20 protein-coding genes are annotated in these 24,952 nt (G+C 56.0%); 9 read left to right on the top strand and 11 right to left on the bottom strand.

The window, feature by feature from the left end:
• Positions 1-29: 29 nt before the first annotated feature.
• Positions 30-740, bottom strand: a complete 711-nt coding sequence (locus HMJ29_RS19600; RefSeq protein ID WP_171593080.1) for an alpha/beta fold hydrolase — start codon at positions 738-740, stop codon at positions 30-32.
• Positions 737-2,062, bottom strand: a complete 1,326-nt coding sequence (locus tag HMJ29_RS19595) for a UDP-N-acetylmuramate--L-alanine ligase (RefSeq protein ID WP_171593079.1) — start codon at positions 2,060-2,062, stop codon at positions 737-739. Before HMJ29_RS19595 ends, HMJ29_RS19600 begins: the two co-directional genes overlap by 4 nt.
• A gap of 460 nt (positions 2,063-2,522) precedes the next feature.
• Between HMJ29_RS19595 and dnaB the strand changes: the two genes are divergently transcribed.
• Entirely contained in the window at positions 2,523-4,055 is a 1,533-nt protein-coding gene (gene dnaB, locus HMJ29_RS19590; RefSeq protein WP_244679379.1) for a replicative DNA helicase, read from the top strand.
• A gap of 84 nt (positions 4,056-4,139) precedes the next feature.
• On the opposite strand, the gene HMJ29_RS19585 is transcribed toward dnaB, so the two are convergent.
• Entirely contained in the window at positions 4,140-4,901 is a 762-nt protein-coding gene (locus HMJ29_RS19585) for a hypothetical protein (RefSeq protein ID WP_171593077.1), read from the bottom strand.
• Positions 4,902-5,140: 239 nt separating this feature from the next.
• Here HMJ29_RS19585 and HMJ29_RS19580 point away from each other — a divergent pair, with 239 nt between their 5' ends.
• The 6 genes from HMJ29_RS19580 (at position 5,141) to HMJ29_RS19555 (ending at position 12,916) form a co-directional block, all read left to right on the top strand.
• Positions 5,141-5,497 carry a winged helix-turn-helix domain-containing protein gene (locus HMJ29_RS19580; RefSeq protein ID WP_171593076.1) on the top strand — a complete coding sequence of 119 codons (357 nt, stop codon included), beginning with the start codon at positions 5,141-5,143 and terminating at the stop codon, positions 5,495-5,497.
• A 146-nt stretch (positions 5,498-5,643) separates the two neighbouring features.
• Entirely contained in the window at positions 5,644-8,283 is a 2,640-nt protein-coding gene (locus HMJ29_RS19575) for a TonB-dependent receptor (protein WP_244679008.1), read from the top strand.
• 71 nt (positions 8,284-8,354) lie between these two features.
• Positions 8,355-8,933: a Crp/Fnr family transcriptional regulator gene (locus HMJ29_RS19570; protein WP_171593075.1), complete on the top strand. Its 579-nt coding sequence runs from the start codon at positions 8,355-8,357 to the stop codon at positions 8,931-8,933.
• A 117-nt stretch (positions 8,934-9,050) separates the two neighbouring features.
• Positions 9,051-9,590 (top strand): (2Fe-2S)-binding protein, encoded by a 540-nt coding sequence (locus tag HMJ29_RS19565; RefSeq protein WP_171593074.1) that lies wholly within the window; start codon positions 9,051-9,053, stop codon positions 9,588-9,590.
• Between the two features lie 72 nt (positions 9,591-9,662).
• Positions 9,663-10,685, top strand: a complete 1,023-nt coding sequence (locus tag HMJ29_RS19560) for an FAD binding domain-containing protein (protein ID WP_171593073.1) — start codon at positions 9,663-9,665, stop codon at positions 10,683-10,685.
• On the top strand, positions 10,682-12,916 hold the full coding sequence (locus HMJ29_RS19555; protein ID WP_171593072.1) for a xanthine dehydrogenase family protein molybdopterin-binding subunit: 2,235 nt from the start codon (positions 10,682-10,684) through the stop codon (positions 12,914-12,916). Before HMJ29_RS19560 ends, HMJ29_RS19555 begins: the two co-directional genes overlap by 4 nt.
• A gap of 154 nt (positions 12,917-13,070) precedes the next feature.
• Here HMJ29_RS19555 and HMJ29_RS19550 read toward each other — a convergent pair whose 3' ends face one another.
• From HMJ29_RS19550 to HMJ29_RS20765, 4 genes are all read right to left on the bottom strand, one after another.
• Complete coding sequence (locus HMJ29_RS19550) at positions 13,071-13,538, bottom strand: DUF4488 domain-containing protein (RefSeq protein WP_171593071.1); 468 nt, start codon at positions 13,536-13,538, stop codon at positions 13,071-13,073.
• A 1,117-nt stretch (positions 13,539-14,655) separates the two neighbouring features.
• Positions 14,656-15,840, bottom strand: coding sequence for an MFS transporter (locus HMJ29_RS19545; protein WP_171593070.1), 1,185 nt, complete (start codon positions 15,838-15,840; stop codon positions 14,656-14,658).
• 56 nt (positions 15,841-15,896) lie between these two features.
• Positions 15,897-16,490, bottom strand: a complete 594-nt coding sequence (locus HMJ29_RS19540) for a GNAT family N-acetyltransferase (RefSeq protein WP_171593069.1) — start codon at positions 16,488-16,490, stop codon at positions 15,897-15,899.
• Positions 16,491-16,540: 50 nt separating this feature from the next.
• Positions 16,541-16,945, bottom strand: coding sequence for an ankyrin repeat domain-containing protein (locus HMJ29_RS20765; protein WP_171593068.1), 405 nt, complete (start codon positions 16,943-16,945; stop codon positions 16,541-16,543).
• Positions 16,946-17,200: 255 nt separating this feature from the next.
• Here HMJ29_RS20765 and ygiD point away from each other — a divergent pair, with 255 nt between their 5' ends.
• A complete protein-coding gene (gene ygiD / locus HMJ29_RS19530) occupies positions 17,201-18,034 on the top strand; it encodes a 4,5-DOPA-extradiol-dioxygenase (RefSeq protein WP_171593067.1) in 834 nt (277 codons plus the stop codon).
• Between the two features lie 199 nt (positions 18,035-18,233).
• On the opposite strand, the gene HMJ29_RS19525 is transcribed toward ygiD, so the two are convergent.
• The 4 genes from HMJ29_RS19525 to HMJ29_RS19510 all read right to left on the bottom strand — a co-directional run bounded on the left by HMJ29_RS19525 (position 18,234) and on the right by HMJ29_RS19510 (position 23,693).
• Positions 18,234-20,798, bottom strand: a complete 2,565-nt coding sequence (locus tag HMJ29_RS19525) for a BamA/TamA family outer membrane protein (RefSeq protein WP_171593066.1) — start codon at positions 20,796-20,798, stop codon at positions 18,234-18,236.
• 176 nt (positions 20,799-20,974) lie between these two features.
• Positions 20,975-21,637 carry an HlyD family secretion protein gene (locus HMJ29_RS19520; protein WP_171593065.1) on the bottom strand — a complete coding sequence of 221 codons (663 nt, stop codon included), beginning with the start codon at positions 21,635-21,637 and terminating at the stop codon, positions 20,975-20,977.
• Positions 21,638-21,948: 311 nt separating this feature from the next.
• Complete coding sequence (locus tag HMJ29_RS19515) at positions 21,949-22,401, bottom strand: c-type cytochrome (protein ID WP_171593064.1); 453 nt, start codon at positions 22,399-22,401, stop codon at positions 21,949-21,951.
• 8 nt (positions 22,402-22,409) lie between these two features.
• Complete coding sequence (locus HMJ29_RS19510) at positions 22,410-23,693, bottom strand: PQQ-dependent sugar dehydrogenase (protein ID WP_171593063.1); 1,284 nt, start codon at positions 23,691-23,693, stop codon at positions 22,410-22,412.
• A 317-nt stretch (positions 23,694-24,010) separates the two neighbouring features.
• Here HMJ29_RS19510 and HMJ29_RS19505 point away from each other — a divergent pair, with 317 nt between their 5' ends.
• On the top strand, positions 24,011-24,841 hold the full coding sequence (locus HMJ29_RS19505) for a phosphatase PAP2 family protein (protein WP_171593062.1): 831 nt from the start codon (positions 24,011-24,013) through the stop codon (positions 24,839-24,841).
• The last annotated feature ends 111 nt before the right edge of the window (positions 24,842-24,952 follow it).

The raw sequence follows: 24,952 nt of genomic DNA, 5'->3' as shown, positions 1-24,952 counted from the left end.
CCTTCTTTAATTATCGGCATTTTATGGCTTTAGATGAGGCCTTCCTCTACCGTTTCCACGAACCGGAGGATGCGGGAGAACAGCAGGTCGGGGTTTACCTTTTCCAGTGGGTGTGGCGTATTCATAATTATCTCGAACAAGGCGCGGGGCATGAAGTCAGTGAAATGCCGGGTGGGGTCAACGCCAGCCGTCTTATCCAACTCGCCCACCAGCACCTGCACTGGTACCTCCAGGGTAGAAAGATTCTCGGGGGTAAGCAGGGGTGCATCGCCGAGGCCGCGCAGGAGCTGAGCAGTGGAGCTGAGCAGGTCAGCTACGGGCGTGGGCTGGTGCAGCTGCTCCAGTTGCTGCACATACTGAGGTACCTTTTCCTGCATGGTGGTCAGGTCCAGCATTCGCGTTTCAAGGGCCGCCGTTGCCGGCGACCAGTTGAACTTAGTGCCCAAGGTAGTGATGCTGCGGAAGCGCTCGGGCGCTTTTAGGGCTGCCGCTAGCGCCGCGTAGCCCCCAAGGCTAAACCCAAATACATGTGTGGTCTCTAGCCCGTGAGCATCCAGAAACTCCGTGACTTCGGCGGCGCACTGCTGCATGGTAAGCCCGGTGGGGCCGGCGGGGCGGCCACCATGCCCACTGAAGGTGAGGGAGTGCACGGCAAAGAAAGCCGATAACTCCCGTGCCAGGGGCTTTAGCTGGGCCTGGGTGGCCAGGGCGCCGTGTAATAGTAAAATGGGTTGTCTCATCGGGTAACCTCGGTGGCGAGCTGAGCCAGATCCAGCCCATCAAACGTACCCGAAGACATCATTAACAGATTGGCGTCGTGCCAGTTTTGGGCATGCAGAAACTCTGCCAGCAGCTTGCTGTCGGTAAACACCTGCAAATCGGGGCGCTGGAAGGCCTGGGTTACTGCCTCGGGGGGCAGAGGCGGCAGGCGTTTGTGCTCCAGCACGTGAGGGTTGAAATACACCACGGCCACGTCGGGCGCATCAAACGTATGGGCGTATTGGGGCAGAAATTGCGGGTTCAGGGAGCTGAAGGTGTGTAGTTCCAGGCAGGCTACCAACTTACGCTTGGGGTACTGCTTTTTGAAAGCCGTGGCGGTGGCCTTCAGCTTGCTGGGAGCGTGGGCAAAGTCTTTATAAACCACTGACCCATTACCTTCCCGTACCAGCTCCAGGCGGCGGGCAGCTCCTTTAAACGTGCCCAGGGCTTCGTAGAAATCCTTGCCCTTTATGCCTAAGCATTTGCAGACCTCCTTGGCCGCCGAGATATTGCGGAGGTTATGCTCGCCAAATACCTGCACGGGCACTTCCTCGTCTTTCTTATTGAGCAGGAAGGTTTTGCCGTTCCGGATAACGTGCTCATGCGGGCCGTAGCCAATGTAGGTTACATCGGGGTTTGAGGGCACCGTAACCAGCTGCACCTGCTCGTCGTCTTGGTCATAGATCAGGGTGCCGGCCTTGGGCGTCATGTCGGCGAAGATTTTGAACTGCTCCCGGTACATTTCCTCGGTTGGGAACACGTTGATGTGGTCCCAGCTGATGCCGGAAATAACCCCAATGTGGTGCTGATACAAGTGAAACTTAGGCCGCCGGTCAATCGGCGACGACAGGTACTCATCGCCTTCAATAATGATGATGGGCGCGTCTTCCGTCAGCTGCACCATCAGATCAAAGCCCTCCAGCTGCGCACCAACGGCGTAGTCGAACTTGCGGCCGTGGAAGCGGAGCACGTGCAGAATGAGCGAGGTAATACTGGTTTTGCCGTGTGAGCCGCCAATTACCACCCGCTGCTTGTCCCGCGAGGCCTCATAGATAAACTCAGGGAAGGAGTACACCCGTAGGCCTAGCTCCTGGGCTTTGAGCAGCTCAGGATTGTCGGGGCGGGCGTGCATGCCCACAATCACGGCGTCCAGCTCGGCGCTTACTTTTTCCGGAAACCACCCTTCCTCGGCGGGTAGCAGGCCAGCAGCGGCCAAACGGCTTTTAGCAGGCTCAAAGATTTCGTCGTCGGAGCCCGTTACCTGGGCACCTCGGCGGTGCAGAGCCAGCGCGAGATTATGCATAATGCTTCCCCGATGGCAATCAGGTGAAGGCGCTGGAGCGAAGAAGGAGGCGTAACGGCCATGTAGATGGTGCAAGATATTAGGCCGGCAAAGGTAAGCGGCCCAGCGGAAAGGAGCATGAAACCAGAGCCCCTGGAAGAGTGGAACCAGTTCCGGGCGGCTGCAAAGCGTGCCTAGGCCACTACGCATTCTGGCGGTACGAAAGGGCCCTTGTCATTGGGTCAGCAAAGAAACCTTTTGCCACCGCTGCGGATTGTAGGGCGCAGCCGTTAGCTTTGTACCCCTTTGCGAATTTTCAGGCAGTGGACAGGAGAATATCACGTGTTCTAACCTGGAAAACGCTTGAACCTGCTTACCTTGTAGTGCTACCTCAGTGATGAACGACCGGATGGATGACCGCTTAAAACTATCGGCCTCGCGCGCCAAAGCCGCTTGGAATACCCGCCCCGCGGTGGTTCCGATGGGCGGCGCCTCGGGCAAGCTGCCTCCCCAGGCGCTGGAGCTGGAAGCCGCTGTACTTGGGGCCCTGATGCTGGAGAAAGATGCGCTAACCACGGTTATTGACATTCTGAAGGCGCAGAGCTTCTACAAAGATGGCCACCAGCGCATTTTCAAGGCCATCCTGAACCTGTTTGACAAGTCGGAGCCGATTGATATTCTGACCGTCACGCATGAGCTGCGCGAGATGGGCGAGCTGGAAGCCGCGGGTGGAGCGCACTACGTGGCCAACCTTACTTTCAAGGTGAACTCGGCGGCCAACATTGAGTACCACGCCCGTATCATCACCGAAAATGCCATCAAGCGGGAGCTGATTCGCATTGCCTCAGACATTCAGCGCGACGCGTTTGAGGACACCACCGACGTATTCAACCTGCTGGATAGCACCGAGCAGTCGTTGTTTGAAGTGTCGGAATCAAACATCCGCAAGAACTTTGATGACATGCGGAGCCTGATGGGTAAAGCCATCAAGGAACTCGAAGAAAAGAAGAACCAGAAGGACGGCCTCACGGGCGTACCCTCCGGCTTCTCTGCCCTCGACCGCGTAACCAGCGGCTGGCAACCCTCTGACTTAGTGATTATTGCAGCTAGGCCCGGTATGGGAAAAACTGCTTTCGTAGTGTCGGCGATGCGTAACGCGGCGGTAGAGTTTAAGAAGCCGGTGGCCATTTTTTCCCTGGAAATGTCCTCGCTGCAGCTCGTGAATCGTCTGATTTCGGCAGAGGCGGAGCTGGACTCGGAGAAGATTAAGAAGGGCAACCTGGCCGACTACGAGTGGGCCCAGCTCAACCACAAGATTTCGGCCCTGTCATCGGCCCCAATCTATATTGACGATACGCCGGGCCTCAGCATCCGGGAGCTGCGCACCAAGTGCCGCCGCCTCAAAGCCCACCACGATATTCAAATGATCATCATCGACTACCTGCAGCTGATGACGGGTAACACCGATGGCAAGGGTGGGGGTAACCGCGAACAGGAAATTGCCTCTATTTCGCGGGCGCTGAAGGGTATCGCCAAGGAACTCAATGTGCCGGTGCTGGCCCTGTCTCAGCTCTCGCGCTCGGTAGAAACCCGCGGCGGCGACAAAAAGCCCCAGCTAAGTGACCTTCGTGAATCAGGCTCTATTGAGCAGGACGCCGACATGGTGGTGTTTCTGTACCGTCCTGAGTACTATAAGATTACGGAGGATGAAATGGGCAACCCCACACAGGGCACTGGTGAGGTAATTATTGCCAAGCACCGGAACGGCTCACTGGAAACGGTGCAGCTCAAGTTCATTGGTAAGTTCACCAAGTTTGCCGACCTTGATGGGGCCGGTGGCTTCGGCGACGCCGGCTTTAATACCGGCGCTTTCCCCACCAGCACCTTCGATGATGATGCTTCGGGCTTTGCCCCGAACACCATCCGGCTGGGCTCACGCATCAACAACGATGCTCCGCCCACCGCGCAGCCATTCCCTCGCAGCAACTTTGATGATGGCCCCCCACCATTTTAACAAACAGGCCTGGCACTACAACGGCGCCCCCAACCAAGGTTAGGGGCGCCGTTGTAGTGCCAGGCCTGTTTGTGCTAGGGCAATTTATACGCCAGCTCCCAGATCTAGCTCATCGTTTGAAGAAGAGCTGGAACGGTAGCTCATGCCGCGGCTCGACATAGACGAAGGTTTCTGAGACTCAGAGGTAGAGGAATAGTCAGATGAAGCCTTGGAGCCAGCCGACGAGCCGTAGCTGGAAGACGACAGGTTGGAGCTGCCCGACTGATAGCTGCCACCTGCTCTGGACGCGTTCTGACGGGCAAGCTCACCGTATTGCCCGGGAGCCCGATCCATGCGGCGGCTGTCATGGGTAGTAGAGTCGCTGGGAGAGGAGTAGGAGTTGTAGGAGGCAGAAGAATAGCTGCCTGCGCGGTAGCCCCGCTGCGATTTTTTGTTGCCTTTTGAGGAGTTGCCGCGGTACATGCTGCCGATGCCCGAGGGCTTGTCGGCCTTACCAGAGCGTAAGGCTAGATAACCAATGCCGGCCAGGGCCACGGCGCCGGCTACCTTTTGCGTGGTAGACAGCTTGTTTACCTGGTCGCCGACCTGGCCCAGCGACTTGCCCATCTGGCTCCAGGAGTTGGTGCAGAAATCACGCACACCCTGGGGCAGTTGTTCAACTACCTTTTGAAGGTTAGCATATTCCATCCAGTTTTTTCCATCAGCAGGCTGTTGCTCGCTTGAGCCCTTGGCCGCAGTGCCCTGGTTATCGGCACCGGACGACTGAGAAGGTTGAGCTGTATTGTTAGCTTGGTTGTTACCGCCCTCACGCGAGGAGGTAGAGTTGGCAGATTGGTTGGATTCCATGAGCGTAGCTAGAATGAGGGGTAGTTAAATAGAAGCAGCCAAGCGGGCTGTTCCCTTAAGAGTATCCGCAAGAAATAGCAGGTAGGTTGCAGCTTACGTTGCAAATTTTTCCTGGCATCGTCTGATTTCCATGGGGTCTGAGCCCTTTATGAAGTATGCCCGGCTCTTTGCTTGAAACTTGAGCGTGGCAGATAGGCCTAGAGTGTTCTTAGGAAAGAGATTTTTGTAAGATTGCGCTCATGAAAGACCTGCTCCGCACTGATCTTACGTTCCGGCTTAATGGGCGCCTCTGGGTGGAAACCAACGATGACCGCTTTATGGGCATTGGGCGGCTGGAGCTGCTAGCGCAGATTCAGAAGCAGGGCTCTATCTCGAAGGCAGCTCAGCAAATGGGCATGTCGTACAAGCGGGCCTGGGATCTGGTAAGCTCTATGAATGCGCAGTCTGCCAGTCCACTCGTGCTCACCCAAACTGGCGGTAAGCGAGGGGGCGGCACCGAAATTACGCCAGAGGGCCAGCGTATGATTGAGGAGTTCAGGGCCCTGCAGGAGCGGTTTCAGGCATTTATGCAGGCCGAAGCCACCCGGATACTATAGTGGAGCTGAGGAGAGATGACCACATGGGCAAAACTATTCGACTTGAATGTCGTTATGTTTTACAAAATATAACGACATTCAATTTGTTTCTGCTTGCACTCAGGCAGTAGAAAGCCGGAATAAATTATTACCGATAACGCCTTTAAATGAAGCAAATACTACGCGGTGTGCGACCAGAAGCAGTAGTAGGGGTTGTGATGCTAGGGGTAGGACTGGCCAGGCCCGTTGCGGCGCAGCAGCTCAAACCCGAACGACGGGCCCAGGCCGCCGACACCACGCGCAAGGATGTGTTACTGGGGGAGGTGGTGGTATCGGCCTCCAAGGTAGAGGAGAGCATCCTGCAGTCGCCGGTGACGGTGGAGAAGCTTAACCCGCGGCAACTGCGCCTCACGCCCGCCCCGTCGTTTTTCGATGCCATTGAGCACGTGAAAGGCGTGCAGGTAATTACCCCCAGCCTGAGCTTTAAGGTGATAAACGCCCGCGGCTTTACCAATACCACCAACGTGCGCTTTGTGCAGCTCGTTGATGGCGTAGATAACCAGGCCCCTCACATTGGCGGACCTATTGGTAACGTGCTCGGCCCCAGTGATCTTGATATTGGCACCGTAGAGATTGTGCCCGGCACGGCCGCCGCACTCTATGGGCTGAATGCCATTAACGGATTGGCAAATTTCACCACCAAAAACCCTTTTCTCACGGAAGGCCTGAGCGTGCAGCAGAAGACGGGCATCAACCACCTGAACGACCATAATACAGGGGTTCATCCGTTTTCAGAAACCAGCATTCGGTATGCAAAAGCCCTCACGCCCAAGCTGGCTTTCAAAGTAAACGGCACCTATCTGCGCGGCTACGACTGGATTGCCAACGACCAGACTGAGCTAAACCCCAATGGCAATGCTACCACCGGCTTATTTGGGGCCGATAACCCCGCCCGCGACCCGGTAAACAGCTACGGCAATGAATCTTCGGACCGCAGTACGCTTAACCTGGGCGGCAAAAACTACCAGATAGCCCGCACTGGCTACAATGAGCAGGAAGTGGTGGATTACCACCTGCAAACTATCCGGTACGATGCAGCCCTGCACTACAAGCTCACGCCCCATGCGGAGCTGGCCTACACGTACCGGGGCGCCATCCTCGACAACGTATATCAGCGCTCTAACCGCTTTCGGCTGGAAGACTACCGCCTGCAGCAGCACGCCCTGCAGCTAACCAGCCCCGTGGTGCAGGCGCGAGTGTATTTCACTCAGGAAAACACCGGCAAAAGCTACAACCTGCGCTCCGCCGCCGAGAACCTTGACCGCAGCTTCAAGCCCGATGCCCAGTGGAACCAGGAGTATACAGCTGCCTGGAATGCAGCCGTAGGCCAGGGGCAAACCGTAGCGCAGGCTCACGCCACCGCCCGCCGCGCCGCCGATACCGGCCGGCTGCAGCCCGGTACTTCGGAATTCCGGCAGCGGTTAAGCGCACTGGCCGACATCAACAACTGGGACCAGGGGGCGGCCCTGCGCGTGGAGGCAGAGATGCTGCACGCCGAGGGCCAGGTGAATATTGGGCAGGCGCTGCGCCAGGATGGAGGTAGCGGCCTACCTGCCTGGGCCGACCTACTGGTAGGGGCCGACCACCGCACCTACTTCATTCAGCCCGATGGCAACTACTTCATCAACCCAGAAAAAGGCCAGGACCCGTACAGCACGCTCACCTACGGCAAAACCGGCGGTTTCGTGCAGGCGGGGGCGCACCTGTTTGCTGATAAAGTAAGGCTAACGGCCACGCTGCGCGCCGATAAAAACGATTACTTCAGCACCCGGTTTAACCCGCGTCTCACGGCCGTGTATTCGCCCACCCAGCACCACAACTTTCGGGTGAGCTACCAGAGCGGCTACCGCTTCCCGAGCTTGTTTGAGGGCTTTTCAAACGTGAATAGCGGGCAGGTAAAGCGCATTGGTGGGCTACGGGTAATGTCTAGCGGTGTGTTTGAAAACAGCTACTTGCGCAGCAGCATTGATGCGTTTAATACCGCCGTAACAGCGTCTATTAATGCCAATACCAGCTCGGCCAGCCCGGCTGAGAAACGGCAGCAGGCCATTGCCCAAAACCAGGGGCGGCTCGTGAAAAACCCCTATACGTACCTCCGGCCCGAGTATGTGAAGTCTCTGGAAATGGGCTACAAAGCGGCGCTGCTGGCAGAAGGGCGCCTGCTGCTCGATGCCGATTTTTACTACAACTCCTACCGCGACTTTATTGCTCAGGTAGAGGCCTACGTGCCCAACACCACCGCCTCTGACCTTAACGGCATTGCTACCGCCCTCAACAGCCGCGCCACCCAGGACCGCTACCGTCTCTGGACTAACGCTCAGAGCAAGGTGTACAACTACGGCGGCTCCCTGGGCCTGCGCTACGACGTGGCCAGCGGCTACCTAGCCGGCGCCAACGTCACCTACGCCCGGCTGGACCGTACGGAGTCGGGGGATGGTTTAGAGGACGGGTTTAATACCCCGCACTGGGCCTACAATCTGAGCCTCGGCAATGAAAAGGCCTACAAGAACTTTGGTTTTGGCCTCAACTACCGCTGGCAGGCCAGGTATTACTCCCAAACCTTCCTGGTAAACGGCTACGTGCCCGCCTACCGTACCCTCGATGCCCAGATTAGCTTTAAGGCAACTACCCCAAACCTGCGGTTTAAGCTAGGTGCCAGTAATGTGCTAAACAACTATTATGTGTCCTTCTTGGGTGGGCCTAGCGTGGGTGGATTATACTATCTATCAGTAACGTATGGGCTGTAATTGCTGATTGCCAGTTGTTACTTGTCAGTGACTGTTCTCGCATAACAACCGGCAATGAACCTCTCCGAACTATGCACGAAGCCCTGCGCAGTTACTTTCAGGATAAGCTGCCACTCACCGATGCGCAGCTGGAGGAGCTGAGCAGCCTCCTGATGCCGCGGCACCTGAAGAAGCACGAGTTGCTGGAGCGGCAGGGCGAACCGGGGCGGTTCGGGGCGTTTGTGGTGCGCGGGTGCTTGCGCGGCTTCGTGACGGATGCCCGCCAGAAAGAGCATATCCTGCAGTTTGCGCCAGAAAATTGGTGGATTTCTGACCAGCACGGTATCCTTAAACACACTCCGGCGCTGTTCTCTATTGAAGCAGTAGAAGACTCCGACGTGCTGCTGTTTGGAGCCAGCTTCCTGCAGCAATTTCAGCGCCTTGGGCCGGAGTTTCAGGAACTGTTTCATGGCTTACTGCAAAACAGCATCACGGCCATGCAGCGCCGGCTGATTGGGGTGCTCAGCGCCCCCGCCGAGGTGCGCTACCTCGATTTTTTGCAGCTCTATCCTACGCTGGCCCGCCGACTACCGCAGCGGCTGATTGCGGCGTATCTGGGAATCACACCGGAGTCGTTGAGCCGCATTCGGGGAGTGCTGGCCCGCGGGTAGGAGAGGCCATAGGTGAATTAGGAGAACACTAGCTTCCGGAAGGGCGTATGGAGTACAGTTGAGCCAGGCAAAGGCCGCTCAGCCGTATCGTATCAATCCATCTCCTTTCTGGTTCCTATGAGCTATTCTTCCACCACTAAACACGGCGCAACAGGTGCGCCCGCCGCGCCGCCACCAACCAGCACCGTAACCTTAAAGATAAACGGCGTTGACACCAAGCTTCAGCTGGCGCCCTGGACGTCGTTGCTGGATGCCCTGCGGGAGTACGCCGACCTCACCGGAACTAAGAAAGGCTGCGACCATGGCCAGTGTGGGGCGTGCACGGTACTGGTAAACGGCAAGCGCATCAACTCCTGCCTGACGCTGGCCGTGATGCAGGAAGGCAACGAGATAACCACCATTGAGGGCCTGGGCACCCAGGAAAAGCTGCACCCCTTGCAGCAGGCCTTTATCGACCACGACGCTTTCCAGTGCGGTTACTGTACGCCCGGCCAGATCTGCTCCGCGGTAGGCCTCATCAACGAAGGCAAAGCCCGCACGGAGGATGAAATACGGGAGCTGATGAGCGGTAACCTGTGCCGTTGTGGAGCCTACGTAGGCATTCTCAATGCCGTGAAGGAAGTAGTAGACTCTAAGAACTCAGAGCCCAGAAGGTAGAGCTTAGATGGCCTTGCCATTTGTGCTGCTCGTGTTTCTAAGATCTAACCTCTCCACTCTAAGCTCTAAATAATGAATCCTTTCACCTACTCCCACGCCACGGCCGTTGATGACGCCGTGCGCGATAAAGCCAGTCATCCTGACGCGGCGTACATCGGCGGCGGCACCAACCTGCTTGACCTGATGAAGGAAAACGTGGAGCGGCCCACTCACCTCATCGGGCTGAACCGCCTCCCGCTTGCTAAAATCCAAAATAACCCCGAGGGTGGCCTACGCCTCGGAGCCTTGGCTACCAACGCCGATACCGCCTGGCACCCCGAAGTGGAGAAGCGTTATCCGTTGCTCTCGCAGGCTATTCTGGCGGGTGCTTCGCCGCAGCTGCGCAACATGGCCACCAACGGGGGCAACCTCATGCAGCGCACCCGCTGCTATTATTTCTATGACACGGCCACGCCCTGCAACAAGCGCGAGCCGGGCTCAGGCTGCTCGGCTATTGGGGGCTACAACCGTATTCACGCAATACTAGGCACCAGCCAGAGCTGCATTGCTACGCACCCCTCTGATATGTGCATTGCTCTGGCAGCCCTGGAAGCTGTGGTGCGCGTGAGCGGCCCCAATGGGGAACGTACCATCGACTTTACCGATTTCCACCGCCTGCCCGGCAATGCCCCGCACATTGATAACACCCTGCGGCCCGGCGAGCTGATTACGGGCCTGGACTTGCCGGCCAAAGGCTTTGAGAAAAACTACTCCTACCTGAAGCTGCGCGACCGAACTTCCTACGCCTTCGCGCTGGTTTCAGTAGCCGCTGCCCTGGAGCTGGACGGCAATACCATTAAGGAGGCGCGGCTGGCGCTGGGTGGCGTGGCCCACAAGCCCTGGCGCGACACCGACGTGGAAGACTCGCTGAAGGGGCAACCCGCTACGGCCGAGACGTTCCGCAAAGCCGCTACCCAACTGCTGCAGGGTGCCCGCGGCTTCGGCTCCAACGACTTCAAGGTGGAGCTGGCCAAGCGGGCCATTGTACGCGCCCTGAAACAAGCCACCGAGATGAAGCAGGGTCCTACTGATGTATTCTTAAATTCCAATCCATGAGCCAGTATACCAACTACATCGGGAAACCCACGAGTCGCGTTGATGGTCCGGCCAAGGTAACCGGCGCGGCCAAGTACTCCGCCGAGTTTAACGTGCCTAACCTGACCTACGGCGTAGTGGTGAGCAGCCCCATTGCCAAAGGCCGGATTATCAAGGTGCACTCTAAGCCGGTGCTGAAAATTCCGGGCGTGCTGGCAGTTTTCTCGCATGAGAATGTGCCTAACCTGGCCTGGTTCGACCGCAACTACAAAGACGACGTAGCGCCCGGCGGTTCTCCCTTCCGGCCCCTCCACGACAACGAAATCAAGTTCAACCAGCAGCCCATTGCGCTGGTAGTAGCCGATACATTTGAGGTAGCCCGCTACGCGGCCTCTATTCTTGAGATTGAGTATGAAGAGGAAGACCACGAAACGGACATTGAGCTAAAGCGCCGGGAAGGCTTCATGCCCGGTAGTGGTAAGACTGGTTTCATGCCCCCGCCTCCGCCCCGTGGCAAGCCTGATAAAGAGTGGAAAAAGGCCGCGCACCGCATTGAGCACGAGTATGTGCACGGCGCTCAGCACCACAACCCTATGGAGCTGTTTGCCACCACCACGGAGTACCACGCTGATGGTACCATCACGGCCTACGACAAAACCCAGGGCGTGTACAACTGTCAGCAGTACATCAGTAAGATTTTTGGGCTGAGCAAAAAGGAAGCGCGCGTAATAAACCACTTCATGGGTGGGGGCTTCGGCTCCGGGCTGCGGCCCCAGTATCAGCTGTTTATGTCGGTGCTGGCGGCGCTGGAGCTGAAACGCTCAGTGCGGGTTACCCTCACGCGCCAGCAGATGTTTAGCTTCGGTCACCGCCCCCATACGCTTCAGTACCTGAAGCTTGGCACCAACCCCGATGGCAGTCTGGCGGCCGTGCAGCACCACGCCCTGCATGAAACCTCCCGATTCGAGGAATACACCGAGAACGTGGTGAACTGGTCGGGCATGCTGTACCAGTGCGACAACGTGAAGCTGGGCTACCAGTTAGCTGAGCTGGATGTGTATACCCCCCTGGACATGCGCGCCCCCGGGGCTGCCACCGGTTCTTTTGCCCTGGAAGTAGCCATGGATGAAATGGCCTACGAGGCGGGCCTGGACCCGCTGGACTTCCGCATTCGCAACTATGCTGAGAAAGACCAGAATATGGGCAAGCCTTTCTCCAGCAAAAAGCTGCGCGACTGCTACCACCAGGGAGCCGCTAAGTTTGGCTGGGACCGGCGCAACCCGCGGCCCCGCTCCATGCGCGAAGGCAATATGCTGGTAGGCTGGGGAATGGCCGGCGGCGTGTGGGATGCTAGTCAGCAAAAGGCAGCTGCCAAAGCCGTACTCACCGCCGATGGTCACCTGAAAGTAACGAGTGCTGCCGGCGAGAACGGCACCGGTACCTACACCATCATGACTCAGATTGCCGCTGAGTACCTAGGCCTGCCCATAGAGGCCGTTACCTTTAAGCTCGGCGACACCGACATGCCCGAAGCTCCCGTGCAGGGTGGCTCCTGGACGGCGGCCTCAGTAGGTACCGCCGTGAAAAGTGTGTGCGAGGCCATTGGGGAGAAGTTGTTCAAGCTGGCGCAAAAAATGAAGGGTTCCCCCCTGAAGAAAGCCAAGTTTGAAGATGTAGAATTTGTGAATGGCCAGATTCGCCTACGCCACGACCCGAACCAATCTGTAGTTATTAAAGATGTGCTGCAGGCTAGCGGTAAGGAGCAGCTAGAGGCTAACACCTCTGCCATGCCCAACTACCTCAAGCAGATGCCTTACTCTATGCACTCGCATAATGCGGTATTTGCGGAGGTGAAGGTAGATGAGGACCTGGGCACCGTGCACGTTACGCGCGTGGTAAATGCCGTAGCGGCGGGCCGCATCCTTAATGCTAAAACCGCTCGCAGCCAGGTGCTGGGCTCAGTTGTGTGGGGTATCAGCATGGCCCTGATGGAGGAAACCGTCATGGACCACAAGTTTGGGCGGTACATGAACCACAACTACGCCGAGTACCACATTCCGGTCAATGCCGATATCCACGACATCGACGTTATTTTTGTGGAGGAAGAAGATGACATTGTGAACCCCCTAGGTGTAAAAGGCATCGGGGAGGTAGGCCTCTTAGGGGTAGCTGCCGCCATTACCAACGCTGTCTTCCATGCCACTGGCAAGCGTGTTCGTACCCTACCCGTAATGTTAGATAAGCTGTTGTAAGCGTAGCTTTCACTAGAATAGAAAAGCCCCGGCATTAGGTGCCGGGGCTTTTTTGTGGTATATCGTTGAGCGATTACATCGGATACCCAAGCCGGAAGACCAGCGAGAACTCTCTGGCAGGCAGTTTATACGTCAATTGGCAATACTCAGGGGCTTACTTCACCCTGACGTATTTCTCAATGTTTGTTCGGTTGATTCCGCTGGCTTCTACCTTCTCTACTCCCTGCTGCACTAGCGTGTCGCTTTTGATGGAGACCGTGAAGGCAAAGTCGTTCCCTTCCCAATTCCGGGCGCTACAATATTCCAGGTGCTCGGTGTACGTGCTGTCGTTGAGTTGGTAGCGGCCTCCACCTGACACATATACGGCGGAGTCTTTGCCCTTATGGACATCGTGCTGTAAAAAGGCAAAATGCGTATCGTTGATGATTTTGACGAAGGATATGTTCTTGTTTTTGGTGTAGTCGGTAACACTGGTATCGCCCTTATCTATCACAGTGCCTTTAACAAGCTGCCAAGTGCCCATAAGCGGGTTAGAGTTTGCAGCTGCTTCTTGTGATGCAGCATCGGGCTTGCATGCTACGAGCGAAACGGCCGCCGCTGCGAATAGTAGTACTGTTCTCATGAGGAGAAGTATATTTAATAGACTATATACTGCGTAATTACGGCAACTACCTCTGATTTCACACTATCCTACTATTGCATGCTGTTTGCCTAAACAATTGCATAAGCAACTTTGCAAGTTAATCTATAGGTTAAGTGAGTCTGCCTGATTACGAGTTGTCATTACTAATAACGTCTATCACTTCACTGGCAAGCCTATATAAACCTTCTTGTGATGTTGGACGTGTTGCAGTAATTGGGTGCGCTTTCTATAACAAAGTCTAGGAGTCATACGGCTCCTGAACTTTTTACTATGACAGTATTCTGAGTAGAAGGCACTTTAGAACTTCCAGGCTTTAGGTGCTTTATATTCCGAGAATCCTTCTTTTTGAAACTGAGTAAGATTGATATTAGCGTTAATTTCATTAGAAAATATCTTTATCTTAATATTAATTTCTAACACATACCTGAGCTTAGTTTTGAACCTGCCTTTAAAAATAGGTGTAGCAAATTTCCAAAATTGATTCTTGTCTAAGGCTACGGTATGGTAGCTGTTACCGCAGTCACTGTGAGCAAAGTACGTTATCGGCTTCCATATTCCTTTCTCATTTTTCGCCTCTGCTGCAATAGATAATCTACTGTCACTCGCGTCTAATCTAAGTAGGCTGTCAGAAGTGTTTACCAGGTACAGCTGACAGCCCAACTGATTTTTGATTGGAAAATTAATTTCAGCAGCTATGTATTCGCTCCTGATTAATTACTAAATATACCCTTGCTTCAGGAAAGGACTTATCAACTTCATAGGGCAAATTATTCGAGCGTCCTTCGCCGTTTGGAGGTTCTGCATTGCTTGGGCTGCTGTACGCGTAGCAATAAGCTGATAGCATATAGTCAATTGCCAGGCTATCAAGTTGGTCCTTTTGCTGCTTGGTTAACAGCGTCTTTCTTTGCGGTAAGCTGTGTATTATTCTAGGTTTATTATTTGAAACCCTACTCTGTGGGTTACATTCGAAAAATAATAACGATAGACCAAATAGTGTAAAAGAAAAATACTTCATTACTTACAGATTGAATGTGTTTGTAATTAATTTTGAGGAAATCATAGTAGAATATAAGCAGCATAATTTACCTGTTGTAGATCAGTTAAAGTGAAGAATGTTTCGCTTCTCACTACCACTCCATAACCCCAACAACCCTAGCATCGGCCCCGCAGCCAGCGTCATATACAGATATTGCGGCTCCACGAAGTGGCCTAGCAAGTTGGTAACCTGAATACTGACGATAGTAAGGGCAAAGCCAAGGCAGTTGACGATAGTAAGCGCCGTACCGCGTGTAGCTACGGGTGCATTTTGCGCTACCAGCGTCGAGAACAACGGTGAATCGGCTACTACCACGAGCCCCCAAAAGAACAGGAACGCCAGCAACAAACCGGGCGTATTGCTCTGCAGAAATAGCGGCGACACCAAACAGCATACTCCCGAGAGTGCCAACGCGGCTGTGGCTACTGGCCGCGCCCCCAGCTGCTGCGAAAGCAACCCGCTGCTCACGCACGCCAGGCCACCCGCCCCGATGATGATAAACGAGAGCAACGATACCGGCAGGGCCACGCCTGGGTGCGCCGAGTTATAAGCTCCTAGCAGCACCGGCACAAAGGCCCAGAAAGTATACAGCTCCCACATATGGCCAAAGTAACCAAACGCCGCCGCTCGGAACTGAGGCAGTTTAAACCCATCAAGAAAGGCCGAGAACTTCACCCGCTGGCCTACTTTACGGTGAGGGCCATCGGGTACCAGCAACACCAGCGCTAGGCCACCCAGCACCGCAAGCCCCGAGGTGGCCAGCGTAACGTAGTGCCACGGCAACTGCGCCGCCAAGCTCCTGAGCAGGTGCGGAAACGCAGTGCCCAACACCAGCGCGCCTACCAGAAACCCCAATGATTTTCCTAGGCCAGCTTGGAAATAATCGGAGGCTATTTTCATACCCACTGGGTAAATACCCGCCAGGAAAAAGCCCGTCAGGAAACGGAAGGCCAGCAGCTCTCCCGTACCGATGCCGTGAAGGTTGACGCCCAGGTTACAAGCCGCTGCCAGCAGTGCACTCAGAAAGAACACCTTGGAAGGGGAAAAGCGGTCGGCGATGGTAAGCACGGCAAAAGTGAGCGTGCCGGTAATAAAGCCCAGCTGCACGGCGCTGGTGAGGTAGGCCACAAAGCCGGGGGCCAGATGAAACTGCGCGGCTATATCAGGGGCAATAGCGTTGCCGGCAAACCATAAGGAAGTGCAGAAAAACTGCGCCAGCACAATGGTGGGTAATATTCGGCGCATACGGTGGCGGGTGGGAGAGAGGAGGAACAGGCCGGTAAGTTGTTCAAACTACTCCACTATTGCTGCGGCTCCTGTTTATGCCTCGGGGACAGTTGCAGGCATTTTGAGGTGTCGTAGGCCAGTTCGAGGTAGTGATTACGGTTGAAGTCGAACTCGGCAATGACTTCAAGGCCCAGCTTTTGGGTGTGCGCCGCGTACGACCTGGAGTTGATGCAGTTGATAAACGTAACCAGCACCGGATAACGGTGCGACATTTTCTCGCGGGCGAATTCAAAAATGGTTTCTAGCAAGCCACTGCCCCGGTAGGCTTTATCCACGCACACGGGGCCGTACTGGTAAGAGTTTTCGGTGTTGAGAGTGCGCCCGGCGTATTCTAGGTTAGGCAGGTTCTCGATCATGAGCGAGAAGATGGGCCACACCGACCAAAACTGCCACGAAGCCGACATGACGTAGGCCACTACTTGCTCCTCCTGCTTCGCAATAAACAAGCCTTGCTCCTCCTGAATCAGCTGGGTTAGCTGCTCGCGGGTGAAGGCAGTAGTAACGAAACCATCCTTCTTGTCTTCCTCAAGGATCGTGTCTATTTGATACTTCTGGTGGAGCGCCAAGACACCGTCGATGTCGGAAAGGTCGGCTAGTTGCAGATGCATGAAGGAGGGGATTTATATTGGCAAGTTTGGTAATATGCTCAACGCAGAACTCATTTAATGGGCTGCCAACCAAACCCATCTAGCAGTTCTCTGGGCGTTTTCTGGTGTAAGTTTACATGGTCGAGGTTGCAGCCATGTAGGGGTTCACAAGCCGAAAGTCTTCCTTTGCATTGAAAAGCGCTGTCCAGATGCGTATTTCCATGCCGATCTGCTAATTCGAGATCAGCCCCATGCTGCAGCAATAGTCCCGCACAAGCAAGTTGCTTCTCTTGCCCTGCAAAATGCAAGGCGCAATAGCCATTTCTATCTTGATGCTGAACATTGGCGCCGTTATCTATCAGCCAGTTGAGGATGCTGCTATTACCATAAAAAGCTGCCCACAACAGGCCCGTGCGCCCGTACCCATCACAGGCGTCTATGCTAATCGCTGGGAGCAGTTGCGTTACTTCCGCCAAATTGCCTTATCGTATAGCATAAATTACGTCATCGAGACGCGGGTCTGATTTGCTAGGCCTACCTGCTCTTGCCATTGCTTGCTGGTCACTTTAAGATTGAGGCAATATAGCCACAGCTTTACCACACCGCATTTCTTATCCTACATTAAGGCCTCGCCACTCTAGGCGAGGTATTTTTGTTCTATAGAAATCAAGGATCAACTGCACCCCCAAGCCTTCCTGAAACCCCTGGTTGTGCTGCCCTTTGCTACTGCTATGAACTTCCTGCAAGACCTCCATAAAACCGCCAGCGGCTTCCAGCAAACCGCCAAAATGCCCGTGCTCTTTGTAGGCCACGGCTCCCCGATGAATGCGCTGGCCGATAACCCGTTCACCCAAACCCTGCACCAGCTAGGCCGAGATATCCGAAACCGGCAGCCGCCGCGGGCGGTGCTGGTAGTGTCGGCGCACTGGCTCACGCGTGGCACCTTTGTGGCCGTAAATGAGCGGCCCGAGACCATCCATGACTTCGGCGGCTTCCCGCAGGAGCTGTTTGACATGCAGTACCCCGCGCCCGGTGCCCCCGAGGTAGCCCAGGAGGTGCTGGCGGCCCTACCCGATGCCCACCCCAGTGATGAGTGGGGCCTCGACCACGGCACCTGGACGGTGCTTCACCACCTGTTTCCGGAGGCCGACATTCCGGTGTTCCAGCTCAGCATTGATTACTACAAGCCCATTACTTACCACGCTGAACTGGCCCGGCAGCTGCAGTTTCTGCGCCGCCGGGGCGTGCTGATTTTAGGCAGCGGCAACATTGTGCACAACCTGCGCCAGAGCATACCCAACTTCATGCACGACGACCCACGTCCGCACGCCTGGGCCGTAGAGTTTGATGAATGGGCTAAAGCCAAAATCAACCAGCGCGACCTGCTTTCCCTGGCCCACTACCAACAGGCTGGCGCCAGCGGCCCCCTCTCCGTACCCACCCCCGACCACTACATTCCCATGCTCTACAGCCTGGCTCTGGCCGAAGCCGATGACGATATTCGCCACGCCTTCGAAGAAGTAAGCTTCGGCGGCATGAGCATGCGCACGTTTGTAGTAGGGTAGTGGCCTAGAGAAGAGGAGTGGTGCTAGGTTCCCTGAAGCGCCTTAAAGCACATCATCCGGAATACCGGGAAGGATCTTCTTACATCAAACACGAGGCGCTAGGCCAGTCGTTGTGGTGTGGGAAGATCCTTCGCGCTGCTCCGGATGGCGGTGGGCATTATGATCAACCTCAGCCCCGGGATTTAGGCCAGCTCACTTATCAGAACAGGAAACCCAGGCGAGCTACGGGCAGCCTGTCTTCGCGCGACATATTATAAGTGGCCACGAGTACTACCCGGCGGAAGGGCTCCAGCCAAAGGCCGCCCCCGTACCCGGTGTGCCAGGTGTCGGAGTGTTCTGAATCAATCCAGACCCGCCCGACGTCGTGAAAACCCACGAACCCGACTTTGGTAGATAGTAGCATGGTATTGAGTGTGCCGAGGTAGATCCGAAACTCCAGGTTGTTGTAGAGGCTGTTTTCTCCGGCGAAGCGGGTGCGCCGGTAGCCCCGCAGGTTGGAGAGCCCGCCCAGGGTTGCGGCCTGGTAAAACTCATAGTTGCTGAAGTTTAGGGTGGCGCCCACGCGGCCCGCCAGCGTGAGGCCAGGGGTGGCAGCGGGAGTCCAGTAGCCCGAGGCTTCGGAGGTGAGTTGGGAGAAGGTACGCGCACGCTCATTTACGGCGCGCAGGTTGGTATACTCAGTGCGCCAGAGCACGCCTTTCGTGGGGTTCCAGTTGTTGTTGCGGGTATCCAGGGTGTGGCCTAGGCGCAAACCAGCGTAATGGCGGGGCTCAAATAGGGGGGCTACGCCTTCCATTTCCTCAGCTACCTGATCAATGAAACGCCCCGCTGAGTGCTTCACGCGCACCCGCTGGTACAGCGGACCCGCATAAAGTTGGTTATGCAGGCCCAGTCTGCGGCGCGCCAGAGCTTGCACCACCACATTGTTGTAGCGGACTCGGTAGTAGCCAATGCCCTGGTCCTTATCATAGTCGGTATTGTTGCCGTAGCCAAAGAAGTTGCGCACGTAATTGGGAGCCTGTAAATCGGCGCGCAACAGCAGGTCGAGGTTGCCAACCAAGTGGTTTAACTCGCCTGCGTATCGGAACCCATAGGCCCCCGTGCCCAGCGCCACGTTGGCCTGCAAGCGGTGCACGGCCGCCCACGGCACCCGCCGAAAGCCCGGCTTCCTGATTTCTACTCCCAGGCCCAGGAACAGACCATCATCGGGGTTATAAGCCAGGGGAAGCAGCGGGCCCAGGTAGGGGTAGCGGTAGGCCTGCCGGTTGTGCTGGTTAACCAATGAATCGGGGGAGGTACGGTTGCGGCTCTCGGAGCCCAGGGCTAGCTCGTTGCCAGTGGGCGTATCATACACCACCGTGTAGCGGCGGGGGCCCGTAACCCGGGAGCGGTCCGTGAGTACATCGTTGCCCTCACCCCCAATTAAACGCACGAGCACGCCAGTATGTACGGTGCCGGTTACTTCCATCCGGTCGTTGCCGCCATAGCCGTACAGCCGCACCTCATCTGTTTCAGAGGTCAGGAAAGTGCGGTCGTAGAGCGGAGGGGTAGCAGGCTCACCGCTGGCAGATACGGCGTACATCCGCACCCGAGTATGCTCGTTGTCGAGGCGCTCCACCTGGAAGTATTCCGCTTGATTACTGCCGGTTACATCTACGTGCCGGGCCAGGAAGCGGTAGTACTGCTCCGCGTAAGCCGGCAGTGCCATGCGGTTTGATTGCAGCTTGGCAATAATAGTGGGGCCGGAGAGCTGGTACACGGAATCGGGGAGACGGCGAATGGCCGCCGTCAGTACCTCGTCTGTCAGGCGGGCCTGCATATCCTGAGCCACTGAAACCCAGTCGTCGCGGGTGGCCGCCGTCAGGAAAGAGCGGTCGAAGTAGCGGGCGCTAAACATGAAGGTGTTCACGTTACGCAAGGTGCCATCAAACCCCTGCACGGCGGGCACGGCCCAGTTGCGGCTGGCAATGTTGGGTAGCACGCCTTGGTTCACGAAAAAGGCCTGGTCCCGGTCGCGGGGCACGGCGCGCAGCAGTAGGCCACCCGTCGGCTGGGTGTAGGCCATCCAGCGCCATTGGTCCTCGTGGCGGTCAAAGTCAGCAATGAGCACATCAAATAGGCGGGCCCGCACCAGTTCTCGCTCATCTACGCGGTTGTGGGCGTCGGCGCGCAGCAGGTCCAGGGCCTGTTCGGTACTATAGTTTTTCTCCAGCACCTTACCCGTAAACGAGCTAGGCACCTGCGGGTCGCGCTCCTCCAGAATGGCCAGAGTATTCGCAAACTCCTTTCTAAATTCACCCAAGCCCTCATTGTCGGGCACATACACCAGCTCGGGGTTGGTGTGGCCTACGCCCGCGGCCTCAGCCAAGGGCGGAATAGTTAGCGCAGCGTACGGGTGGGCCGCCGATACTTGATCTTGTACTACCTTCGCCGCCAGGGTGTTGCGTAGTTCATTGCTGAGCACCTGCTCGGTGTTTTTCTCGATAGAGCGGAGTACGTACTCACGCCCACTGGCTGCCCGAAGCCGCAACGATTTGGTTTGCTTGCCGCCGCCCTGTTTCAGGGGGCGTAGGCCACCCTGGGCAGTGCTCAGATTGAGCACGGGCACTTGCACCGGTTGTTCCCACTCGCGGCGGTAGTTGTGGCCCAACAGCCACGTTTTAAGAGGCCCAGCGCTGTATTGCTGACTGGCCTTTACCACTACGCTGGCCTTCTCTGTGAAAGGCAGAGCCGCCGGGTTTACGGTTTGTTCTACTCTGGCCACCGCGCCCGATCTAGGCGCCGGGCCTTGCCCCTGGGCCAGTAGTGCGAGGCAAGTTAAACCATAAAAAATAGCTGTAAGTACTAGTTTCTGCATTGTATAGGAGTGGTACAGTGACGTATAGGTAAGGGCATGAAGGCACCGCTCACGGCAGGCGCAGGCAAGTAAACTGTGTGGGTTTACCCCTTAGCTAGCAGAGTGGGCCGCCGGGCGGGAAGCTGAACGTGGGCGTGCATGCGGGGGCGAATGAGCGGGGCAATATGGTTACGCACCGTCACGGTTACGAGGTAGGAATCCTGCGTGCCGGAAGGGCGCAGTAGTTGGTCAACTACACCTGTAAACCGCCTTGTGGGCAACTCTGCAATGCGCACCGGTACTACATCACAAAGCTTTAAGGCACGCCCCGCTTGCTTGGGCACCGCTACTACCACTTTCACCTGCGAAACATCAAGCAGGGTGGCAACGCGGGCTCCGGCCTTCAGGTGCTCACCTACGGCCACATTTTTCTGCTCTATAAAGCCGGTACGAGGCGCGAGTACATAATTGCGGTTGAACTGGCTGGAGTACTCCGCATTGTACATGAACTTGAGTAGGATCTGGCGGCGGCGTACGTAATCGCCATCTTCAAAAAACACCTGCCGCACCCAACCATGCGTGGTAGTAAGCAGCGGCACCACGCAAATAGGCTCTGCTATCCCCTGGCGAGTAACAGACTCATTAGCAGGCAGGGCACTGGGTAGGGGAGGAGCAGCTACGGAATGCTGCGGTTGCTGGCGGGATGCCGCCGATTGTAAACTCAATAAAATACCAGATGCTAGCAGCAGGGTATAGTGCTGGCTCATACTACTCATCTCCAATAAGCTCAGGAATTATTCTTCTGGCACGTGTGCGTTGCGCACTCAACGGAGGCCTACCCAGGGCAGGCGAGCCAGCTAATAGCTAGCCTCGAGGAATAGTTGAAGATAGTATTTGTTACTTTTATTGCAAAATAAGTTATATAAAATATTGATAAAGTTTAATAAAATGTATTGTCCTTTTTTTAATCTTGAACTGTGAGCGGTAGGCTATGCTTTCAGAACTGGCTATAGTACGTAGACATAAAAAAAACCACCTCTACTCACTGTAGAAGTGGCTTTTCAATAGGTAAGCTCTGCTATTTTTTCTTGTTTGAGGCTCTGATAGCTTTTACCTCGGGCGCCTTAATTGCGCTGGCTTTATTCCCGAAGCTATTGCGCACGTAGGTCAAAACGTCGGCAATCTGTTGGTCAGTAAGGATGTCGAACGAGGGCATTACGTTGTTATACGGCTCACCCTCAATGTCTTCGCCCTGCAAACCATTGAGTACCACTTTCGTCAAACGGGCTTTATCACCCAGCACGTAGTTGGTTTTAATTAACGGCGGATTAAGACCATCTACCCCATAGCCATCGGCTTGGTGGCAGGTAAGGCAATTTTGCACGTACACGCTTTTACCGGCACTGAGCGTGGCCGCCGAAATAGCGGTTGCTGGGGCTTTTGCAGGAGCTTTCGGAGCAGGTTTCTTTTGAGCAACCGCCTGGCTGCTACCCCAGGTCAAAAAGCCCATTATCAGCAAGAGTATTTTCATCAGCAGAGTTATTTCTTGGTGTACACAATACGGTAAATGGTGCCCTTCTTGTCATCGGTAACATACAGGGAGCCATCAGGGCCTTGGGCTAGGCCACAGGGCTTATGCTCTGGGCGGCCAGCGGCGGCATTGGCCTCAGAGCCTGCAAAGTTATCCGCAAACACTTCCCAGTCGCCGGAAGGTTTACCGTTTTTGAAGGGCTGAAACACTACGTAGTAGCCCTTCTGTGGCTCGGGAGCACGGTTCCAGGAACCATGAAAGGCAATAAATGCGCCATTGCGGTATTTCTCCGGAAACATAGTGCCGGTGTAGAAGAGCAGCGCATCGGGGGCGGTGTGGGCGGGGTAAGCCGCGGCGGGCTCCAGGTAGTTACCCGTAGACACCTTTTTGCCGTCGCCGCCGTACTCCGGCGCCACCATCTTCTTATGCTGCTGATTGTCGTAGTAGATGTAGGGCCAGCCGGCATTGTCACCGCGGTTCAGGGCGTACATGCACTCTGCCGGCAGCTCCGCCGACTGTTTGCTGGTGTACAGGCTGGGGAAGTTATCGTAGAGCTGGTCACGGCCGTGCTGCATCACAAACAACTGGTTGGCCTGGGTATTCCAGTCGAGGCCCACCACGTTGCGTAGGCCAGTAGCGTAGCGGATGCCGCTGCCATAGGTCTGGTTGAGCTTATCGGCCTTGAACTGCCAGATACCGCCCGCCGAGTCCAGCACCGGGCAGTTCTCGATGCCCATGGAGCCCTTCTGCCGGTCTTTCACCTGGCAGGAGTTAGAGTAAGCCCCTACGTTTACGTAAATGTTGCCGGCCTTATCCAGCGTGATAGACTTGCTCTCGTGCTGCTTCCGGTTAACGAGGCCCGTAATAATCTTTTCGGGCTGGTCGGGGTTGATAACCTCGCCTTTGCCGTTGAGCTTGTAGCGGAACACTTCCTCATCGGAAGAAGCATACAGGTACTCTGGTGTGCTGAGAATACCCGTACCGCCATAGTTGCCGAAGCCACTAGCCACCTCGGCCTTGCCACCGCTGGTTTCATGAAGCACCAAAATGCCTTTACCAGCGGCGTTGGGGCGGTTTAGCTTAACGTAGATAGTGCCTTGGGGCGTAACGGTGATGTGCCGGGCGCGGCCGCCCGTTTCAGCTACTTTCAGCGCACCAAAGCCGGCGGGCAGCTTCAGGCCGGCGTTGTCGGCATCGGGGGCAACGGCGGTTTCGGTTGTAAGCGCAAACAAGGAGAGGCTCCCAAGTACGGCCGCCGGCAGTAACAGAAAGCGGGAAAAAGTATTCTTCATGGAAAGCAATATGTGGCGGGTTTTCAAGTGAGTAATAAGCGCCTATGGACGACGCACTGGCCTCCCGGGCTGCATGCACTGCTGGCTAGCCCGTGAGCAGCCCTTCTTAAAATGGGCCGCAGTGGCCAGGCGCCCGCAAAATAGTATGCGTAGCAGAGTAACAAAAGTTGCCGCTAGTAGTTCGGCGGCCTGAGGCTTGCCGCGTCCCCTGCGCCGGGCAGTAAAGGGAGTAACCCAAAGCAGTGGTAATAGCTCTCTATTAACCTTACAGAAGAGTTTCCCGTTTCAAAAGTTCCCCTTTCCTAACAGTTTACTCCATGAAGTACTCCGCTACTCTGCTGCTCTCCGGGGCCCTGTTCCTGGCTGCCGGCCCCAGCGCTACGGCCCAAAACTCATCTGCGTCACCCTACCGCACGCGCTTCGCCGTTGATGCCCCCATCACGCTGGGCCTGGGGGCAGTGAGTGGCCTGGGCCTGTATTTAGTGCAGCAGAAAAACGGGTTGACTGACGCCGAGCTGGCCCGCCTGAGTAAAAACGATGTGCCGAAATTTGACCGGTTCTCAGCCGGCAACTATAGCAAGTCGGCACAAACAGCCGGCGACTTTCTATGCTACGGCTCCTTGGTGGTAGCACCCGGTTTGCTGGCCCTCAACGAGGACGTGCGCGGCCGCTATGGGCAAGTGCTGGGGCTGTACCTGCAAACTATGCTTACCACCGACGCCATTTTCACCACCACAGTGGGCCGCGTTACCCGCTACCGGCCGTTCCTGTACGGCACCGAAGGAGGGGCTACCCGGAACAGCAAAATTTCAACCAACTCCTTTTTTGCGGGGCATACGGCGCACACGGCTACCGCCACGTTTTTCGCCGCTAAAGTCTTTCACGACTTTAACCCCAACTCGCCGGCAGAGCCTTTCGTGTGGGGGGCGGCCGCCCTTATGCCCGCCGCAGTGGCCTACACCCGCGTTGAGGCGGGTAAACACTTTCTCTCAGACAATATTGTGGGCTACGTAATTGGCGCTACCGCCGGCATTGTGGTGCCGCAGCTGCACAAAACCACCGGCAACAGCTACTCCCTGGCGCCCATTCAGGGGCTGAACGCCAATGGCTACTCTTACAGCGGCCTGCTCCTGACCAAGCAGCTATAGCCATGCTGCTGCACAAGGCTGCACGCTAACAATCCTGGTTGAGCACGCCTTTGGCTATTTGAACAGTAATGAGTTGGGATAATAGAAAAACATCAGGCTGAGCAGCGTTGA

The sequence above is a fragment of the Hymenobacter taeanensis genome, from assembly GCF_013137895.1.
Classification (GTDB): domain Bacteria; phylum Bacteroidota; class Bacteroidia; order Cytophagales; family Hymenobacteraceae; genus Hymenobacter; species Hymenobacter taeanensis.
The sequence above is the reverse complement of the archived record's forward strand: the minus strand, read 5'-3'. Positions and strand labels throughout refer to the sequence as shown.

Excerpts from the sequence above, each read along its gene's own strand:
- HMJ29_RS19510 (WP_171593063.1), bottom strand. The coding sequence starts at position 23,693 with ATGAAGAATACTTTTTCCCGCTTTCTGTTACTGCCGGCGGCCGTACTT.
- dnaB (WP_244679379.1), top strand. The coding sequence starts at position 2,523 with ATGGGCGGCGCCTCGGGCAAGCTGCCTCCCCAGGCGCTGGAGCTGGAA.
- HMJ29_RS19570 (WP_171593075.1), top strand. The coding sequence starts at position 8,355 with ATGCACGAAGCCCTGCGCAGTTACTTTCAGGATAAGCTGCCACTCACC.
- HMJ29_RS19600 (WP_171593080.1), bottom strand. The coding sequence starts at position 740 with ATGAGACAACCCATTTTACTATTACACGGCGCCCTGGCCACCCAGGCC.
- HMJ29_RS19555 (WP_171593072.1), top strand. The coding sequence starts at position 10,682 with ATGAGCCAGTATACCAACTACATCGGGAAACCCACGAGTCGCGTTGAT.
- HMJ29_RS19515 (WP_171593064.1), bottom strand. The coding sequence starts at position 22,401 with ATGAAAATACTCTTGCTGATAATGGGCTTTTTGACCTGGGGTAGCAGC.
- HMJ29_RS19580 (WP_171593076.1), top strand. The coding sequence starts at position 5,141 with ATGAAAGACCTGCTCCGCACTGATCTTACGTTCCGGCTTAATGGGCGC.
- HMJ29_RS19550 (WP_171593071.1), bottom strand. The coding sequence starts at position 13,538 with ATGAGAACAGTACTACTATTCGCAGCGGCGGCCGTTTCGCTCGTAGCA.
- HMJ29_RS19560 (WP_171593073.1), top strand. The coding sequence starts at position 9,663 with ATGAATCCTTTCACCTACTCCCACGCCACGGCCGTTGATGACGCCGTG.
- HMJ29_RS19540 (WP_171593069.1), bottom strand. The coding sequence starts at position 16,490 with ATGCATCTGCAACTAGCCGACCTTTCCGACATCGACGGTGTCTTGGCG.
- HMJ29_RS19545 (WP_171593070.1), bottom strand. The coding sequence starts at position 15,840 with ATGCGCCGAATATTACCCACCATTGTGCTGGCGCAGTTTTTCTGCACT.
- HMJ29_RS19595 (WP_171593079.1), bottom strand. The coding sequence starts at position 2,062 with ATGCATAATCTCGCGCTGGCTCTGCACCGCCGAGGTGCCCAGGTAACG.
- HMJ29_RS19520 (WP_171593065.1), bottom strand. The coding sequence starts at position 21,637 with ATGAGCCAGCACTATACCCTGCTGCTAGCATCTGGTATTTTATTGAGT.
- HMJ29_RS19565 (WP_171593074.1), top strand. The coding sequence starts at position 9,051 with ATGAGCTATTCTTCCACCACTAAACACGGCGCAACAGGTGCGCCCGCC.
- HMJ29_RS19505 (WP_171593062.1), top strand. The coding sequence starts at position 24,011 with ATGAAGTACTCCGCTACTCTGCTGCTCTCCGGGGCCCTGTTCCTGGCT.
- HMJ29_RS19585 (WP_171593077.1), bottom strand. The coding sequence starts at position 4,901 with ATGGAATCCAACCAATCTGCCAACTCTACCTCCTCGCGTGAGGGCGGT.
- HMJ29_RS19575 (WP_244679008.1), top strand. The coding sequence starts at position 5,644 with ATGAAGCAAATACTACGCGGTGTGCGACCAGAAGCAGTAGTAGGGGTT.
- ygiD (WP_171593067.1), top strand. The coding sequence starts at position 17,201 with ATGAACTTCCTGCAAGACCTCCATAAAACCGCCAGCGGCTTCCAGCAA.